The following is a 16291-nucleotide window of genomic DNA, read 5'->3' on the forward strand; positions in this document are numbered from 1 at the left end:
GTCAACTCAACGAGCGACCTCGAAAGACCTTGCAATACCAAACGCCAGCAGAGAAATTTGAAGCATGTGTTGCGGCGATCAGTTGAAACCACAGCTCACACCCGCCGTTCGCTGCACTCAACACGAACGTCCGCAATGGGCCGGTCTCTCCCTGCGGATGAAAGAAACGCGCAGCTACTCAAGGTGATGACTGGATAGATCACCCCTCCGCTGATGACACTGCCCGCTGATAGAGATGCCATGTGGTGTGGCCAAGGATGGGCAGAGAGAAGATCAGGCCCAGAAACGCCGGAACAAGCGACAGCAGCATCGTGACCGTGATGATCGCCGCCCAGGTGAGCATGACCACCGGGTTCTCCTTAACAACGCAAACGGACGTGAGCATCGCGGAAATGAAATCCATTTCTCGGTCAAGCAGCATGGGCATGGCGACGACCGTCACAGTGAACAATGCAGCCGACAGAATTGCGCCTGCGCAGGTGCCAATTGCAAGGAAGGTCCAGCCCTGCGGTGTGAAGAAAACGATGTTCAAAAACTCGTCAAAATCCGAGAAGGATGAATCCTGCAGGATGATCGCCAGCCAAAGCCGAACTTGGTATGCCCACACCCAAAAAATGAACAGGGTGACAAAGGCCATCCAGCCCATTTCGCGCTTGCGTTGATTGGCCACGACGGTGAGGATTTCAATCCAGCCGAAACTCTCTCCCTTCTGTAATCGGCGGGACATTTCATATAGCCCTGCGGCGGCGAAAGGCGCGACTAACGGAAAGCCTACAACGGCGGGAATGATCATCCAGATCTTGCCAAGCCAGACCAGAGTCCAAATAAATAGGATTCCGAAAATCGCATAGAACAGGCCGAAGAAGCCGCTCATGAAGGGACGCGCCAGAAAGTCGGAAAACCCGGCCTTCAGCGACGCGGTAATATCACCCGCAGTCACCTTGTTAACCTCGGGCATGGTCGGCTGCTGAGGCGTCAGATTGTCCGGTGGCGTAGAACCTGCGGTCTTGGATGCCATAACACACTCCTCCCTATGCACGGCAACGCGCTGGTCCGTTTGCCAACAGACCCAGCAGTGAAACAGATATCCCTTCTCCACATACGAGTTTGTATCAGGGGAGGCATAAGGGCAAGGGGAGGAGTATGCCAGCTAAGTCCCGAAGTGCGGTCCCAGTACTTCATTGTGCTGCGCTGTAGATCAACGACCGCTTCGGTGAAGCTGCAACGCGGCTCGAACGGTCGTGATGAATGACTGCTGTGGGCCGAGTTAAGACAGCCTTGTTGCTGAACCCCGATCGATGAAGTGGCACGAAGTTTCTACATCTACTGTGATTGCAGAACTCGGCTAGGAGGTCTTCATTTGTCTAAATGGCACCCAAACGGCACCCGAAAAGAATTTCTGCTACCCGAAGGAAAGTCAAAATATTCATAACATTTTGTTAAATATAAGGAATTCTGGTAGCGGAGGAGGGACTTGAACCCCCGACACGCGGATTATGATTCCGCTGCTCTAACCACCTGAGCTACTCCGCCAGAAACGAGGCCCGATGTAGGCGAGGGGTGCGAGGCCGTCAAGAGAGAAATGCACTTTGCGGCGCTAGATGGCAACTCAAGGTCAGGCGGGCCCGAGCACGTCTGCTCGCAAAGGAAAAATTAAACCGCTTACCTGCGTCGCAAACGGCATTCCAAAACTTGTGCCCAAGACTGTCGGCTAAGCAAAGCTGACGTCTGTTTCATCAGCCATTTCTTAAATGAAAGGCTTAGAAGGCGGACCATAGTGTCCAGCGGCTCTCTGAATTCATTCATCCTGAAACGTGGCTGAAGCCCATACAAACTGTTAAATTCCTAGATTGCAGTCTGGCAAACCCCTGTTGCATTTTTTATATTCTGCTGCCATGCGTCGCGTGACATGATGATTGGCGCTATACCAGAGTGGTGCGGACCGATGTTTGAGGGCAGGGTTGAAAGATTGGGAACTGAAGGCGCAACATCTGTTGTTGAGATTTCGGATCTGACCTATGCCGTCGATGGTGCTGAAATTCTGCACAATATTTCGTTCTTAGCAGACGAAGATCGTATCGGAATTGTTGGGCGAAACGGTTCGGGGAAAACCACGCTGGTAAGGGTGCTTGCCGGGCTCATTGAACCAACCTCTGGCGTTGTCAGGGTCTGTGGTTTTGATCTTGCAAAAGACCGCAAAGCTGCGGTTCGCACTCTCGGTATCCTGTTTCAGAACCCAGATCACCAGATCATCTTTCCCACCGTCGAAGAAGAAGTTGGTTTTGGCCTACTTCAGCTGGGATTGTCGAAAACAGACGCTGCGGCCGAGGCCCACAGGGTCTTGCAATCTTTCGGGAAAACACATTGGGCCGATGTCGCGATACAGCAGCTTTCGCAGGGGCAGCGGCAGTTGGTGTGCCTGATTTCGGTGCTTGCGATGAAGCCTAAGGTCATTATTCTGGATGAGCCTTTTGCCGGGCTTGATATCCCGACCACGCGCCAGCTTGGCCGATATCTTGATCAGACCTCAGCAACGCTTATCCATATCACACACGACCCAGAGATTTTGCGCGCCTATCAGCGTGTTATCTGGCTTGAGAAGGGAGCTGTAGAAATGGACGGGGCTGCCAAAGCGGTTCTGACAGCGTTCACAAATCGGATGGAGCAGATTGGAGCAAGTGATGATATCTCTCACGTCTCCGGTTAAAACACCGTGGCATTCATGGCCCGCAGGCCTGAAGCTTGGGCTGTTATGTGTTGCGACGATGGTTTTGTTTTCATTGGAAAACGTGTTTCTTCATTTGGCCGCGTTTGCGGCGTGTATTGGTCTATACTCGGTTCCGGGATATGTTTTCCTCAAAGCTGGTTGCAAGCGGTTGGTGTTCCTTTGGCCGTTTCTGGCTGTTATTGTTATCTGGCACGCGATAACTGGCACTCCGGTTGAAGGGACAGTTATCGCGCTCCGGCTGCTCACTGCTGTCGGGCTCGCCAATCTGGTCACGATGACCACGCGCCTGTCGGATATGGTTGAGGTTGTGAAAATGCTGCTGTCGCCACTGCGGGTTTTGGGTTTGAAAACACGGCCCCTTGAGATAGCGATCGCGCTTGTCGTCAGGTTCACGCCGGTGTTGGCACAGAAGGGTCGCGATTTGACATTTGCCTGGCGCGCAAGATCGCCAAAAAAGCCAAAGTGGCAAATCATCATGCCCTTTACTCTGTTGGCAATCGATGATGCGGAACATGTGGCCGAGGCGCTTCGCGCGCGCGGTGGAATATAGGATAAAAAGGGAAGAGAAATGGAAAGAAATCTGGTAATGATCGCCCTTTTTGCGGCTCTTATCGCGGCACTTGGGCTTATCCCGAAAATCACTCTGGCATTTGGTGTTCCGATAACAGCGCAAAGCCTTGGTGTGATGTTGTGCGGTACGGTTTTGGGCTCTAAGCGGGGTGCACTTGCAGTTCTTTTGTTCTTGCTGCTTGTTGCGCTTGGTTTGCCGCTATTGGCAGGTGGACGCGGCGGTCTCGGGCTTTTCGTTTCTCCGACAGCAGGATTTCTGATTGGTTTCCCGATTGCGGCCTTTGTCACTGGTCTGATCGTTGAAAAATGGCGAAGCGCCCCGCTGACGCTTGTGGCGGGTATCGCCGCGGCGTTGGGCGGAATTGTTGTTCTTTACGTATTTGGTGTCATTGGCATGTCGATTACGTTGGATAAATCAATTAACGAGGCGACTGTACTGGTAGCGGCATTTATTCCTGGGGATGTCCTTAAAGCCGCAATCGCAGGCATGCTTACAGCCGCGCTTGCCAAGGCGCGTCCCAACAGCGTTTTGTCGCGTACATGACTGAGACAAAGACAGAGCAATTGTTGTGGCAGCGGCGCTCTGTCAGGGGATATCATGACACGCCGGTTCCGCGCGATGCAGTCACGCGAATTCTTTGCGCGGCACGGCGTGCACCAAGTGGTGCCAACCTTCAGCCGGGGCGGTTTCACGTTCTTACTGGTGCGCCGTTTGAAGGGCTGAAAGGTGCCTTGGCTTTGGCCGTCGCCGAAAAACGACCGATGGTCGCGCAGTATTCCTATTTCCCGCAGCCGATGCCAGCAGACCTGAAGGCCCGCCAAAGGACGGCGGGTTACGCGCTTTATCATGCTTTGGGGATCGAACGCCGCGATATCGCAGGGCGTAAGGCACAGTTTGACAAGAACTACAGGTTCTTTGACGCGCCTGTCGGTATTGTCGTCACCATCCAGAAAGATATGGGCAAGGGGTGTTTCATGGATCTTGGCATGTCGCTGATGGCGTTATTCCTTGCTGCTGAAGATCTTGGATATGGCACGAGCGGAATTGGCGCGCTCGCGAATTATGCGGACGTGGTGCAACAAACACTCGACCTGCCTGACGACGAACTTGTCGTCTGTGGTGTTGCGCTGGGCCGAACCGATGAAGATGCCAAGGTAAACACGGTGCGCACGGAACGCGACGAACTGAATATTTTCACGAGCTTTCGCGGGTTTGACACCTAAGCCTCAAACAACACTGCCGTGCCCAATCCGCCAGCTGCTGCAATCGCGGCCAGCCCGATGCCGTTGCGCGCAGTCAGTTCGTGGAACACGCGCACTGCCAGGATTGCACCCGACGCACCTATCGGATGCCCCCGGGCCAGTGATCCGCCACCGAGGTTGGTTACATCTTCGTTTATCCCGGCTTGCTCCACACAGGCAATCGCCTGCGCGGCGTAGGCCTCCATAATCTCGGTAACACTTATATCTGAAGGTTTGAAGTTTGCCTTTGCCAGCGCGGAATTGATGGCCGCAACAGGTGCAAGCCCGGGAAGTTCTGGTGCCGCACCCAGCGTTGCGCCATTCATGATCCGCATTCTGGGGCCATTGATTTTTGCGGCTATGTCTTCTGAGACGATAAGGCAAAAGGCTGCCGCATCCGCCGCAACAGATGTATTGGCGGTAGTGACGCTACCACTGATAACTTTTGCGCGGTCGCAAAGACCTTGGGTCAGGTTTCGTGTGTAGGCATCATGATCAAGCGCGCTATGCGCGACAATCTCGGCGCTGAGGCGTGGGCCTGCTGCCAGCGCTTTCTTGTGACTTTCTATCGCCCATGTGTCTTGTCGTTGCTTCGAAATCCCGAGTTTTTGGGCAAGCGCCTCAGCAGCCTCTGCCATATCCGGGTCACGGTTGGGCCACGGCGAAAAGGCTGGCTGGTCATAGGGCAGGGGTGGCGTGCCATCAAATGAGGTTGCATAGCGAAGCGGCCTGCGTGAATAGCTTTCCACGCCGCCTGCGACCACGATCTCGGCCTGTCCGGTCTTGATCATCGCATCGGCCAGCAACAGCGCATCAAGCCCCCCACAGCACTGTCGGTCAATGCTAAGCCCCGCAACGGTTTCTGGCAGGCCCGCCGCCAACGCAACGAGCCGCGCCGGGTTGCCACCCGCGCCAAGCGCATTTCCGGCAATCAATTCGTCCACGTTGCTTGCATCAAGGCCTGCATTTGAAAGGCACGCCCTGATCGTGGGGGCGGCAAGTTCGTGCGGCAAAAGACGAGACAGCTTGCCGCCACGCGGTGCGACAGGTGTTCTATACGCCGCTATGACAAAAGAACTTGTCATAGCGTGCCTCCCACAATTTTGCGAATTGAAGGGAGATCCGGTTTGCCCGAAGACAAGAGCGGAAAATCTGGCAGAAAGATGATTTTACGCGGGGCCTTAAGGGGGCCGAGGTTCTGGCGGCAAAGCCTAATCAAGCGGTCACGCGTTTCGGCATTTTCGTTTCCTGCGACGATTGCAACAAAGACATTTCCACGTTTTGCATCGGGGCGCGGCAGCACGCAGCAATGCGGAACAGCCGGGTCTGAAAGTAAGAACTTCTCGATTTCTTCGGGGAAGGCATTTTGATCTGCAATCGTCACCATCCTGTTTTTACGCCCCGCAATGAACAGGTTGCCCATGTCATCGAGCCAACCCATTTCGCCGACGGACAGGAACCCGTCCTGCCAAACGGTGTCTTCACTGTCGCCTTGTCCATACCCATCAAAAAGAAAGGGGCTTTTTACCCAGACCTCTCCGACTCCGTTCTTCAAGGCCATTTCCTTTTGCCGGATTTCCACGGTCACGCCGGGGTAAGCCTTGCCAACAGATCCCACCGGAGTTTCGACATCCGCGATCGTGATAAAGCTTGTTTCTGACGCGCCATAAAATTCGTGCAAAGCGGCATTGGGAAAAAGCGCAGCCGCGTTTTCGCGGGTTGCCTGATCAAGGTTGCCGCCGCCACAGAAAATAAACCTGACAGCGGGCAGGACCTGCGGACGAAGCAATTTTTCAGCGGAAAAAAGCAAGCGCAACTGGGTTGGGGTCGCGTAGAGAACGGTGGTTTCCTTTGCCGCCAGCGCCTTGATCTGTCGATCCGGGCGCAGTTGCGCCAGTATATGTATATCCGCACCGATATGCGCGGCCTCCATGACGCTATAAAGCGCAAGTGAATGGCTGAGACGCCCCAGAATGCCATAGCTGTCTGTAGGGGTTAAATTAAAGCTCGCCGCGTTGATTTCAAAACTTCTGATCCACGACAGATGGGTTCGGCGAATGTTCTTGGGTTGTCCTGTTGTGCCGGAACTCATGCATTGAAAATAGGGCGTTGCATCATCGTCAGTACGCGCCTTTGATTTTTTCCCTGCCATTACTTCCGTAACAACACTGAATTCCGCGCCTTCCTCACAGGCCCGAAAGATCTGGTGAATGGCCGTCACAGGGTCAGCGTCTGAGATCAGGCAAACTTCTGACGACGCGCTGGAAATTGCCTCAGATGCAGGATCAGAAGGTTTGGAACCATCCGGCGCAACAATCCGCGCCTGGTCATGCCAGGTGAAGGACGTTGAAACATCGGAGGCAATTACTGTCATTTGCGAATTTACCCAAGTTCATTTCTATCTAGCGAAAGAGCAAGACAGATGCACTGCTAAAGAAATACAGGCTGGCCTGCATTGCATTTCTTGAAGGGCGCGGGGAAACTATTGGTACTCCCTAGGGGAATCGAACCCCTCTTTCCAGGTTGAAAACCTGGCGTCCTAACCGATAGACGAAGGGAGCACCGTTTAGTGAGCGCGTATTTAGCGAGTGGTGTTGATAGACACAAGTGAAAAATTGCAAAATCTTAGGGTGCGGAACGGTTTTTATTTTGTCTTGGTTTGGAAACTTCGGCCTACTGCTTTGGCATTTCGTTTTGGTTTAGTGAAATGGCGTCGATCCGCAGGCGCTTTTGTACAAAATGAATAGCAATCTGATTCTTCAAAGTATGTTTGTAGGCACGACGCCACGGAACCGGAATAAAACGAAACGCACTCTCGCGCTGATCAATTTGCAGAGACTGCCGCGTCTTCGAGTCTTAGCTGAACACTTTGCCGGCCACCCCATGTGTTGATCTCCAGGCGTCCGGTCAGGTGGAAACGCGCACCGTTGTGTTTTTCCAGCAGTGGGCCAAGCGGGCCATCAAATGCACCAAAGCAGATAGCATCAATCCGGGCACCCAGCCCGTCACCAAAGCTGAGCTTCAGATGCGTTTCTCCAACACGTTTGGAAAAGAGGATTTTTTGGTCAGGAAAGGCAAAGCGCGGGGCAGGGGCGCTGGCCCCGAATGGTCCGGCCCCGTCAATCATTTCGATCAGTTCAGGTGTTGCGGCGCCGGGCATCAGAACGCCGTCGAGCTTCAGGTCAGCGGGTCCTGCGTCCCCGGCACCTTGCCGCGCCAAAAGCTCTGACAGGCGCTCCATGGCAGGTTCCAGCTTGTCGCGCGCCACACTAAGGCCAGCAGCCATCTTATGCCCGCCGCCTTTCAGCAAAAGCCCCTCGGACACGAGCCATTGGATGGCAGCGCCAAGGTCAATTCCGGCAACGGACCGGCCAGAGCCTTTGCCTTCCTCCCCATCAAGGCCAATCACGACAGCGGGGCGGTTGGTGGCCTCTTTCAGGCGTGCTGCAACAATACCGACGATACCGGGGTGCCAACCTTCACCAGCGGCCCAGACAAGCGGTGCCTCTACCCCACGTTCTTCGGCCTGCGCCATGGCAACTTCCCGCACCCGGTTTTCAATTTCCCGGCGTTCTGCATTTAGCTGGTCCAACCGTTCGGCGATGGAATGCGCTTCTGCCAGATTGTCAGTCGCGAGCAGCCGTGCGCCCAGATCCGCTTTGCCAATACGACCACCTGCATTCACACGGGGGCCAAGCAGGAACCCGAGGTGATAGGCGCTGGGTGCGCTGTTCATACGGGCAACATCGGCCAGCGCGACAAGGCCGGGGCGTTTGCGTCGTGCCATGACTTTAAGCCCCTGACGCACCAGCGCGCGGTTCACCCCGATGAGTGGCGCAACATCCGCAACCGTTGCCAGTGCCACGAGATCAAGCATTGCCATCAAGTCAGGTCCGGTCGCGCCGTTTTCACGCAATTGGCGGTTCACTTCTACCAGCATCAAGAACACGACACCCGCCGCGCAAAGATGGCTTGAGGTGCCGTCTTCGTCCTGACGGTTCGGGTTCACGACGGCATAGGCAGCTGGCAGCGTTTCGCTGCCAAGGTGGTGGTCCAGCACCAGAACATCTGTTCCCGCTGCGGCCTCTATCGGTTCAAACGATAGTGTGCCGCAATCAACGCAGACAATCAGATCATGATCCTTTGCCAAGGCCTGCATTGCCGAAACGTTGGGGCCATAGCCTTCGTCAATCCGGTCTGGCACGTAAAGCGTGGCATCCCGGCCCATTGCCCGAAGCCAGCACAACAACAATGCGGCTGAACTGCCGCCATCAACGTCATAGTCTGCGAACACCGCGATCTTCTCGCCGGACTTTGCGGCCTGCAGAAAACGGGCTGCGGCGCGCTCCATATCTTTCAGGCTGCGTGGATCTGGTAACAGATCCCTAAGTTGCGGCTCCAGAAAGGCAGCCGCGTCTTCTGCGTTTACGCCACGACGCACCAGAAGACGGCATAGCGGCATTGGCAGATCAGTGGCTTGCTGCATGGCTTCTGAGAGACGATCATCTTCAGCGCTTGGCCCAATCCACTTGCGCCCGGTTGCAGAGGAACTGACGCCAAGAAACCCTGTCATGAAACACGTTCGAGAAACGACACTGTCTGCCACGCGGTTACGAATTCGCCGTGTAAGTGGGCGACGGCGCTGTCATGCACCAGTTGCGGGTCAAGCGGTGTTGCCCCCGGCTTCCACGACATATCGGCATTGCTGGAAAACGCCGCACAGGCATCTTCAACGAGCACAACCTCAAACCCATAGTTTGCAGCCATTCGTGACGTTGTCGAAACGCAATGCGGCGTGGTCAGTCCGCAGATAACCAGTTTCTGCGCACCATTCTTTTGCAGGCGGTCCAGCAGGTCCGTCCTGATAAAGGCCGAATTTACAGATTTCTCAATGATTGTTTCGCCGGGTAACGGTGTTACCTCTGGCTTGAAGGCATGACCCGGCTGGCCGGGGGCCAACGGGCTTCCCGGTGTTTCACTGGAATGGCAGACATGGATCACAGGCCAACCCTGCGCGCGCCAATGATTCAGCAGCCTCGCGGCATTCGTTTCGGCGTTCATGTTGTTTCGCTTGCCCCAGACAGGGCTGTCGAATCCGACCTGAATATCAATCAGGATAAGGGTGTCAGTCATGCCTGACCCCTAATCAGTCGGGTGGCGGTAAATCATCCGCCGAACCGAACCGGTTTTTGAGCGCATCAAAATGGTTTCAGCGGTCAGATATCCAACTTCGCGTTTGATACCGGAAACGAGTGATCCGTCTGTAACACCGGTCGCGGCAAAGATAACATCTTGCGTTACCATATCGTCCCGCGTGTAAACACGGTTCAGGTCGGTGATGCCAGCCTTGGCTGCGCGGCCTTTTTCATCGTCATTTCTAAACAGCAAGCGGCCATAGATTTGACCGCCCATGCATTTCAAAGCCGCTGCAGCCAATACACCCTCAGGTGCGCCGCCAGAGCCCATATACATGTCAATGCCAGTGATATCTGCTTCGGCGCAATGCATAACACCTGCAACGTCGCCATCCGTGATCAGCCGGATTGCCGCACCGGTCGCACGGATTTCTGAAACCAGATCTTCGTGGCGGGGGCGTTCCAGAATGCAAACAGTGATGTCCTCGCAGCTTCCGCCCTTGGCCGCTGCCAGCGCTTCGACACGCTCGCTTGGTGACATGTCAAGCGTAACGGTGTCCGTGACAAAACCTGGACCGATTGCCAGTTTTTCCATGTAAACATCGGGCGCATGCAACATTGAGCCGCGTGGACCCATCGCAATGACGGCCAGCGCGTTTGGCATATCTTTCGCCGTAAGCGTCGTGCCTTCGAGCGGATCAAGCGCGATATCGACACCCGGGCCACCACCACGGCCAACTTCTTCGCCGATGTACAGCATTGGTGCTTCGTCACGCTCGCCTTCACCAATGACGACAACACCATTGATATCAAGCATGTTCAGCTGCGTGCGCATTGCATCGACAGCTGCCTGGTCTGCGGCTTTTTCGTCGCCCCGGCCAATCAGGCGGGCCGATGCCAAAGCCGCAGCTTCCGAAACCCGGGCAAGGCCCAGCGACAGCATGCGATCGTGAAATTCTACCTCGTTGGTCATTCAGTTTTCCTAATTCAATACGCAAATCTACTAAGCTTAACTCTCAATAGCCCGGTGTGGTGTTTGACGCTAGACCGTTTCAATCCGGATTGCGACCGGATCAGAGGCAAGCACCCCTGTCGCTGCAAACCCTGACAGCGCGCGGTCAAGTGCATCGCGTGTGGTTTTATGCGTGACGATCAACACTGGTGCAGCGGCGTCTGCGTGGCCGTATTGGCGCATCCTGTCGATTGAAATGCTGGATTCACCAAGGACCGTTGCGATCTTAGCCAAGGCGCCGGGTTTGTCATGCAGATGCATCCGCAAATAATAAGGCGCGGCGGAGTTCGCCTTGGCAGGCTTCGCAGTAACAAGGCTCTGTGCGGGCTGGCCAAATGTGGAAACGCGGATGCCACGTGCAATATCCAGAACATCGCCCATCACGGCGCTTGCGGTCGGGCCTTCACCAGCACCAGCACCGCGCAGAACAACCTGTCCAACGCTGTCACCTTCCACCACGACCATATTGGTTGCATTCTCAAGCTGTCCAAGCGGAGATTCGGCAGGCACGAGGCAGGGCGACATCCGGCTTTCAAGGCCGCGTCCTGTCATCTGTGCAACGCCCAGCAGTTTGATCCGATACCCCATGTCAGCGGCGGCTTCGATATCTTCAATTGAAACGCGCTCTATCCCCTCAAGTTCCATCGCGTCGAAATTCACTTTGGTGCCAAAAGCGATAGCAGCCAGCAGGGCGAGTTTGTGCCCCGCGTCGATACCCCCGACATCCAGTGTCGGGTCCGCCTCGAGATAACCAAGCGCATTGGCCTCTTCGAAAACCTCTTCATAAGGAAGTTTGGCATTTTCCATCCGCGTCAGAATGTAATTACAGGTGCCATTCATCACACCCATGATCCGTGTAACCTGATTGGCGGCAAGCCCTTCGGTCAGCGCTTTGACAATCGGGATACCCCCGGCAACAGCGGCCTCAAAGCGGATCACGCGGCAGTTCGCCTCTGCGGCTTCCGCCAAAGCCTGACCATGAATGGCGAGCATTGCCTTGTTTGCAGTCACAACGTCTTTTCCGGCATTGATCGCAGCTTCGGTTGCGGCTTTCGCTGGGCCGTCCGAGCCGCCCATCAACTCGACAAAAACATCGACATCATCGCGCTTGGCCAGAGCGACCGGATCATCCTCCCAGTCAAAGCGGGACAGGTTGACGCCACGGTCCTTGTCGCGTGACCGCGCAGAGACGGCGCTGATCACAATTTCGCGCCCGGTGCGGGCCTCAAGTAAAGCTTTGTTGCGCTGAATAATTTTCACAACGCCGGCTCCGACGGTTCCCAGACCAGCAATGCCAAGGCGCAAGGGTTCGGACATGGGTATTCTCCGTCAGTTTAAGTTTCGCAGGTCTGTTATCGGGATTCCCTGAGCCATGCAATCTGAACCGGGAGAAACAGTCTTATTGATGCTTTTCTGTGGCTTCCGTCAGTTCTGTGCTGCGGTGTCATCCAGTTCCTGCCCCCGCAGCGCATCGGCGCGTGCCCGCAAGCTTTCTGCCCGCGCTTCAACCTCTTCAATGGACTCGTCGTCAATTTCGGTAGAGCCAGCGTCTGCCAAGACCTGATCCATCGGGGCAAGGGTAGGGTAATCTGCGGCCAGTGCCTGATCGCTTAGAGCTGAATCAACGTCTGGAAACTGTGTGCAGCCCGCAATCAGCAGCAGAACGCAAAGGTGAACAGCAGAAAAGCGAGGCATTCTAAAAGCTCCGGGTGTCAGGTGGCGGCAGCATAGACAGCGGGAACGGAGTGAACAAGCCACGCGACGTCGTGGTGTAAAAAAGAAGAAGTCGTAAAAAGTTAAAACGCATCTTTGAAATGAACGCGTGTTCAGATAATCATGTCTCATGGCACGCAAAACAGGTTCACATTCTGAGATCACCGGCCCACGGGTTCGCGAGGCCGCGCAGAACCTATTTGCGCGGCACGGGTTTGCCGCCGTCTCGATGCGTCAGATCGCAACCGAAGTAGGCGTGCAGGCGGGTGCGCTGTATCTTTACACGCCCGACAAACAAACGCTGCTGTTTGACCTTATGAAAGGCCATATGGAGGAACTGCTTGAGGCTTGGAGCGAGGCAGAAAAAGGCAAAACGCCAATTGAGCGTCTGGAGGCATTTGTCCGGTTCCATATTCGTTTTAATATCAGTCGATATGATGCTGTTTTTATTGCGTATATGGAGTTGCGAAACCTTACGCCTGAGAATTTCACAGAGATTGAAGCGTTGAGAAAGCGTTACGAAAACGCGCTCGAGACGATCTTGCGGGATGGTCAGGAAGCGGGCGATTTCGAACTTCCCGATACCAAGCTTGCAGCACTGGCAGTGATTGCAATGCTCACCGGGGTCAATACCTGGTTCAAAGAAGGTGGGCGGCTGAACAGGGATACGGTGGAAGGGATTTACTGGGATATGGTGCGCAAGGCTGTCGGCACCTGAGGGGGGTATTTTTCCAGGATTTGCGCGTTCGCCGCCAAAGGCATGCATTCTAAAAGATTTTTGCCTCCGGCGGGGATATTTTTGGGAAAAAGAAACTAATGCGCGGGTTGAATGAACGTTCCGTTTCGAAGGTCGGCAAACGCTATTTGCAGTTCTTCCCGTGTGTTCATGACGATCGGCCCATGCCAGGCGACAGGTTCCTCTATTGGGGCGCCTGAAATCAGCAGGAACCTTACACCGTCAGGCCCTGCCTGAACGGTGACTTCGTCACCCGTGCCAAACTGCACCAACGTCCGGTTACCAGACATGTCGCGTATGTTGAGTTCCTGACCAAACACTTCCTTTTCGAGCAACACACCACGCGGGCGTGACGCGTCGACAAAGGCGCCGCTCCCTGCGAAAATGTAAGCGAAGGCTTGTCTGTAAGTATCTATCGGGAAGGTCTTTTTCACGCCCGGGGGTACAGAGATATCAAGGTACTGCGGATCAGCGGCGATACCATCAACCGGGCCGGTTTTACCCCAGAAGGACCCAACGATGACCCGCACCTTTGTGCCATCATCATCGATTACCTCTGGAATATCTGCCGAGGTGACATCCTGATATCGGGGCGCTGTCATCTTGAGGCTGCTTGGCAGGTTCGCCCAGAGCTGAAAGCCATGCATCTGCCCGGATGCGTTTCCCTTGGGCATTTCCTGATGCATGATGCCGGAACCTGCTGTCATCCACTGGACGTCACCCGCGCCAAGTGTGCCTTCGTTCCCCAGTGAATCACCATGTTCCACAGTGCCATTCAATACGTAAGTTATGGTTTCGATGCCACGATGCGGGTGCCAGGGGAACCCGGCCAGAAAATCCTCGGGGCGGTCATTGCGAAAGTCATCAAACAACAGGAACGGGTCTAACTGGTCAGGGTTTTGAAACCCGAAAGCGCGATGAAGGTGGACGCCAGCCCCTTCGAGTGTAGGCTGCGCAGATGAAAGTGATGTTACGGGTCGTAGGGACATGATCGGGCCCTCCTTTCAATGGTGAACATAATACATGGCCCCCTAGATTTCACTGTGCGTGAGCGCGCATAACTTAGCAGATTAGAGCGCATAGCGTCTTCTACCGCACATATCATGGTGTCTGGGTGAAGAGACGAATGGTCCAGTCGCGCAACTGGCTTGTTTCGGGGCTGAGGGCAGCATCGTCTTTTGACGGCATCAGAAAGTGCCCTTGTGCCATTGGGATTTCTATGTCGAGCGGCTGGGCCAGCCTGCCTGCCATCAGATGGTCCCGCGCGTAACGCTTCATGATCATTGCAACGCCGGATCCTGCCATGATCAGCTCGATTGCGGCCAGAGAGGTGTCGACGAACAAACCCTGTCGGAGCGCCTGTGTCTCTAATCCCTGCATTTGAAAGAATCGAAGCCAATGATCCTGATATCCGTGTATATGGATCAATTCCCGTGCCAACAGATCGGGAATTGTTTTAATGCTTGCACAATCTTCGGGTGCGCAAACCGGGATCATGACTTCTTCAGATAGCAGTTGCGCACTGGCACCGAACCAGCTTCTTGGGCCCAGCCGGATGTCTATATCGATGTCTTCCTCGGTTGCGGAATCGGCCCAGATTGCCGAGATCAGCCGAATGTTGATGTTCGGGTTGGCATGCCGGAGCGCCCCCAGACGCGGGGCGATCCAGAGGACAGAGGTGGATATAGGCGCACGCAGGGTTACGGTTTTCGCCTCTGACGGGCCCAGCAAGCCGCGTGTTGAATAAGCGATATCACTAAGCGCCTGTGCAATGGACGGATAGTAGGCGTGCCCGATCTCTGTAAGCTCCAGCGTGCGTGAGCGGCGGATGAACAGTGCGACACCAAAGGTTTTCTCAAGCGAGCGTACCTGATGGCTGACAGCAGCCTGCGTAAGTCCCAGTTCTTCTGCGGCAGCGGTAAAGCTGTGCCGCCGGGCGGCACATTCGAATGCACGCAGCCAAACGAGATTAGGAAGAGATGCCATGTGGGTTTACCCCCCCCCTGTGTCACAAAAATACTTTAGGACAGAACGTTATATTATTCGTTTTATTCTTGGCAAGCCCCGTGCTTATCCTGAGCTGAACACGGTATCGCGCGCGGCGCATAAAAGGGAATGCTTCATGAAAGTTGGATTTATCGGTCTTGGAAATGTTGGTGGTAAACTTTCCGGAAGTTTGCTTCGCAATGGCGTTGATCTGACGGTGCTCGATCTGAACGAGGACCTGATGCAAAAATTTGTCGAAAAGGGTGCAAAACGCGGGAAAACCCCGGCGCAGATGATGGCGGATTGTGACGCGGTGATCACGTGCCTGCCAAGCCCAGCAGCATCAGCAGCCGTTATGGAAGGCGAAAACGGTATTCTGGAAAACATGGGTCCCGGTAAAATCTGGATGGAAATGTCCACGACGGATGAGGCAGAGGTCACGCGCCTAGGAGCCAAGGTCATTGCCGCAGGCGGCGCTGCGGTTGACTGCCCGGTTTCGGGCGGGTGCCACAGGGCAGATACCGGTAATATTTCGATTTTTGCGGGCTGTGACCGGCCAACTTTTGAACGCATCCTGCCATTCCTGACAACCATGGGGCGGCGGATTCTGCACACGGGTGAACTTGGCAGTGCCAGTATCCTGAAGGTCATGACCAACTACCTTGCCACAGCAAATCTGCTGACCTGTTGCGAAGCACTGGTCGTGTCGAAAGCAGCCGGCATGGACCTTAATACAACCTATGAGGCGATCAAGATTTCTTCTGGCACCAGTTTTGTGCATGAAACGGAAAGCCAGGTTATTCTGAACGGTTCTCGCGATATTTCCTTTACGATGGATCTGGTTTTGAAAGATATCGGGTTGTTTCAGGAAATTGCAGACCGGGCGAAAATACCGCTCGAGATCAGCCCGCTGATGATCGACATCTTCAAGGATGGCATGAAACGCTACGGCGACCGCGCGCAGTCAGACGACATCATTCGCCGTCTGGAAGAAGCAACCGGCCTTGATATCCGCGCGCCGGGATTCCCCGCCGAGATGTTAGATGATGAACCGGAAGAACCGGGATATGAGGTGAACCCGAAGGCAAACAGGTTGGCTGCGGAATGAGCGGGGGAGATTACATAAATTTAGATCGCTATCCGATTGATAAACAAAATAAAGAGTCCTT

Annotated in this window: 16 protein-coding genes and 2 tRNA genes; 6 read left to right on the plus strand and 12 right to left on the minus strand. The window is 54.8% G+C overall.

Annotation, left to right across the window (positions count from 1 at the left end; all coding sequences use genetic code 11):
* Positions 1-199: 199 nt before the first annotated feature.
* Positions 200-1018, minus strand: a complete 819-nt coding sequence (locus MWU63_RS11465; RefSeq protein ID WP_213890101.1) for a DUF2189 domain-containing protein — start codon at positions 1016-1018, stop codon at positions 200-202.
* 438 nt (positions 1019-1456) lie between these two features.
* Positions 1457-1533 (minus strand) — tRNA-Met (locus MWU63_RS11470).
* 376 nt (positions 1534-1909) lie between these two features.
* Between MWU63_RS11470 and MWU63_RS11475 the strand changes: the two genes are divergently transcribed.
* From MWU63_RS11475 to MWU63_RS11490, 4 genes are read left to right on the plus strand one after another with little or no spacing between them, the layout of a single operon-like run.
* On the plus strand, positions 1910-2707 hold the full coding sequence (locus tag MWU63_RS11475; protein ID WP_247077935.1) for an ABC transporter ATP-binding protein: 798 nt from the start codon (positions 1910-1912) through the stop codon (positions 2705-2707).
* The gene (locus MWU63_RS11480; protein WP_213890097.1) at positions 2682-3278 is read left to right on the plus strand and encodes an energy-coupling factor transporter transmembrane protein EcfT; all 597 of its coding nucleotides are present in this window, start codon (positions 2682-2684) and stop codon (positions 3276-3278) included. The genes MWU63_RS11475 and MWU63_RS11480 overlap by 26 nt, the downstream gene beginning before the upstream one ends.
* An 18-nt stretch (positions 3279-3296) precedes the next feature.
* The gene (locus MWU63_RS11485) at positions 3297-3842 is read left to right on the plus strand and encodes a biotin transporter BioY (protein ID WP_213890095.1); all 546 of its coding nucleotides are present in this window, start codon (positions 3297-3299) and stop codon (positions 3840-3842) included.
* Entirely contained in the window at positions 3839-4522 is a 684-nt protein-coding gene (locus tag MWU63_RS11490; RefSeq protein ID WP_247077937.1) for a nitroreductase, read from the plus strand. The genes MWU63_RS11485 and MWU63_RS11490 overlap by 4 nt, the downstream gene beginning before the upstream one ends.
* On the opposite strand, the gene MWU63_RS11495 is transcribed toward MWU63_RS11490, so the two are convergent.
* The 8 genes from MWU63_RS11495 to MWU63_RS11530 all read right to left on the minus strand — a co-directional run bounded on the left by MWU63_RS11495 (position 4519) and on the right by MWU63_RS11530 (position 12382).
* A complete protein-coding gene (locus MWU63_RS11495; RefSeq protein WP_213890089.1) occupies positions 4519-5625 on the minus strand; it encodes a thiolase family protein in 1107 nt (368 codons plus the stop codon). The two genes, MWU63_RS11490 and MWU63_RS11495, sit on opposite strands and share 4 nt — an antisense overlap.
* On the minus strand, positions 5622-6914 hold the full coding sequence (locus MWU63_RS11500) for an AMP-binding protein (RefSeq protein WP_247077939.1): 1293 nt from the start codon (positions 6912-6914) through the stop codon (positions 5622-5624). The genes MWU63_RS11495 and MWU63_RS11500 overlap by 4 nt, the downstream gene beginning before the upstream one ends.
* A 112-nt stretch (positions 6915-7026) precedes the next feature.
* A tRNA-Glu gene (locus MWU63_RS11505) sits at positions 7027-7101 on the minus strand.
* A gap of 263 nt (positions 7102-7364) precedes the next feature.
* Positions 7365-9113 (minus strand): single-stranded-DNA-specific exonuclease RecJ, encoded by a 1749-nt coding sequence (recJ, locus tag MWU63_RS11510; RefSeq protein ID WP_213890085.1) that lies wholly within the window; start codon positions 9111-9113, stop codon positions 7365-7367.
* Entirely contained in the window at positions 9110-9673 is a 564-nt protein-coding gene (locus MWU63_RS11515; protein ID WP_247077941.1) for a cysteine hydrolase family protein, read from the minus strand. Before MWU63_RS11515 ends, recJ begins: the two co-directional genes overlap by 4 nt.
* Positions 9674-9682: 9 nt before the next feature.
* Positions 9683-10648 (minus strand): class II fructose-bisphosphatase, encoded by a 966-nt coding sequence (gene glpX, locus MWU63_RS11520; protein WP_213890082.1) that lies wholly within the window; start codon positions 10646-10648, stop codon positions 9683-9685.
* 69 nt (positions 10649-10717) lie between these two features.
* Entirely contained in the window at positions 10718-12004 is a 1287-nt protein-coding gene (locus tag MWU63_RS11525; protein WP_213890080.1) for a homoserine dehydrogenase, read from the minus strand.
* Between the two features lie 108 nt (positions 12005-12112).
* A complete protein-coding gene (locus tag MWU63_RS11530) occupies positions 12113-12382 on the minus strand; it encodes a hypothetical protein (protein ID WP_213890078.1) in 270 nt (89 codons plus the stop codon).
* A gap of 148 nt (positions 12383-12530) precedes the next feature.
* Between MWU63_RS11530 and MWU63_RS11535 the strand changes: the two genes are divergently transcribed.
* Positions 12531-13118, plus strand: a complete 588-nt coding sequence (locus MWU63_RS11535; RefSeq protein ID WP_213890074.1) for a TetR/AcrR family transcriptional regulator — start codon at positions 12531-12533, stop codon at positions 13116-13118.
* A gap of 95 nt (positions 13119-13213) precedes the next feature.
* Here the strand turns inward: MWU63_RS11535 and MWU63_RS11540 are convergent, their stop codons facing one another.
* Both MWU63_RS11540 and MWU63_RS11545 read right to left on the minus strand, forming a co-directional pair.
* Positions 13214-14125: a pirin family protein gene (locus tag MWU63_RS11540; protein WP_213890072.1), complete on the minus strand. Its 912-nt coding sequence runs from the start codon at positions 14123-14125 to the stop codon at positions 13214-13216.
* A gap of 112 nt (positions 14126-14237) precedes the next feature.
* On the minus strand, positions 14238-15122 hold the full coding sequence (locus tag MWU63_RS11545) for a LysR family transcriptional regulator (RefSeq protein ID WP_213890070.1): 885 nt from the start codon (positions 15120-15122) through the stop codon (positions 14238-14240).
* A 136-nt stretch (positions 15123-15258) separates the two neighbouring features.
* Here MWU63_RS11545 and MWU63_RS11550 point away from each other — a divergent pair, with 136 nt between their 5' ends.
* Positions 15259-16230, plus strand: coding sequence for an NAD(P)-dependent oxidoreductase (locus MWU63_RS11550; protein WP_213890069.1), 972 nt, complete (start codon positions 15259-15261; stop codon positions 16228-16230).
* The last annotated feature ends 61 nt before the right edge of the window (positions 16231-16291 follow it).

It is taken from the genome of Pseudohalocynthiibacter sp. F2068 (genome assembly GCF_023015645.1).
Classification (GTDB): domain Bacteria; phylum Pseudomonadota; class Alphaproteobacteria; order Rhodobacterales; family Rhodobacteraceae; genus Pseudohalocynthiibacter; species Pseudohalocynthiibacter aestuariivivens.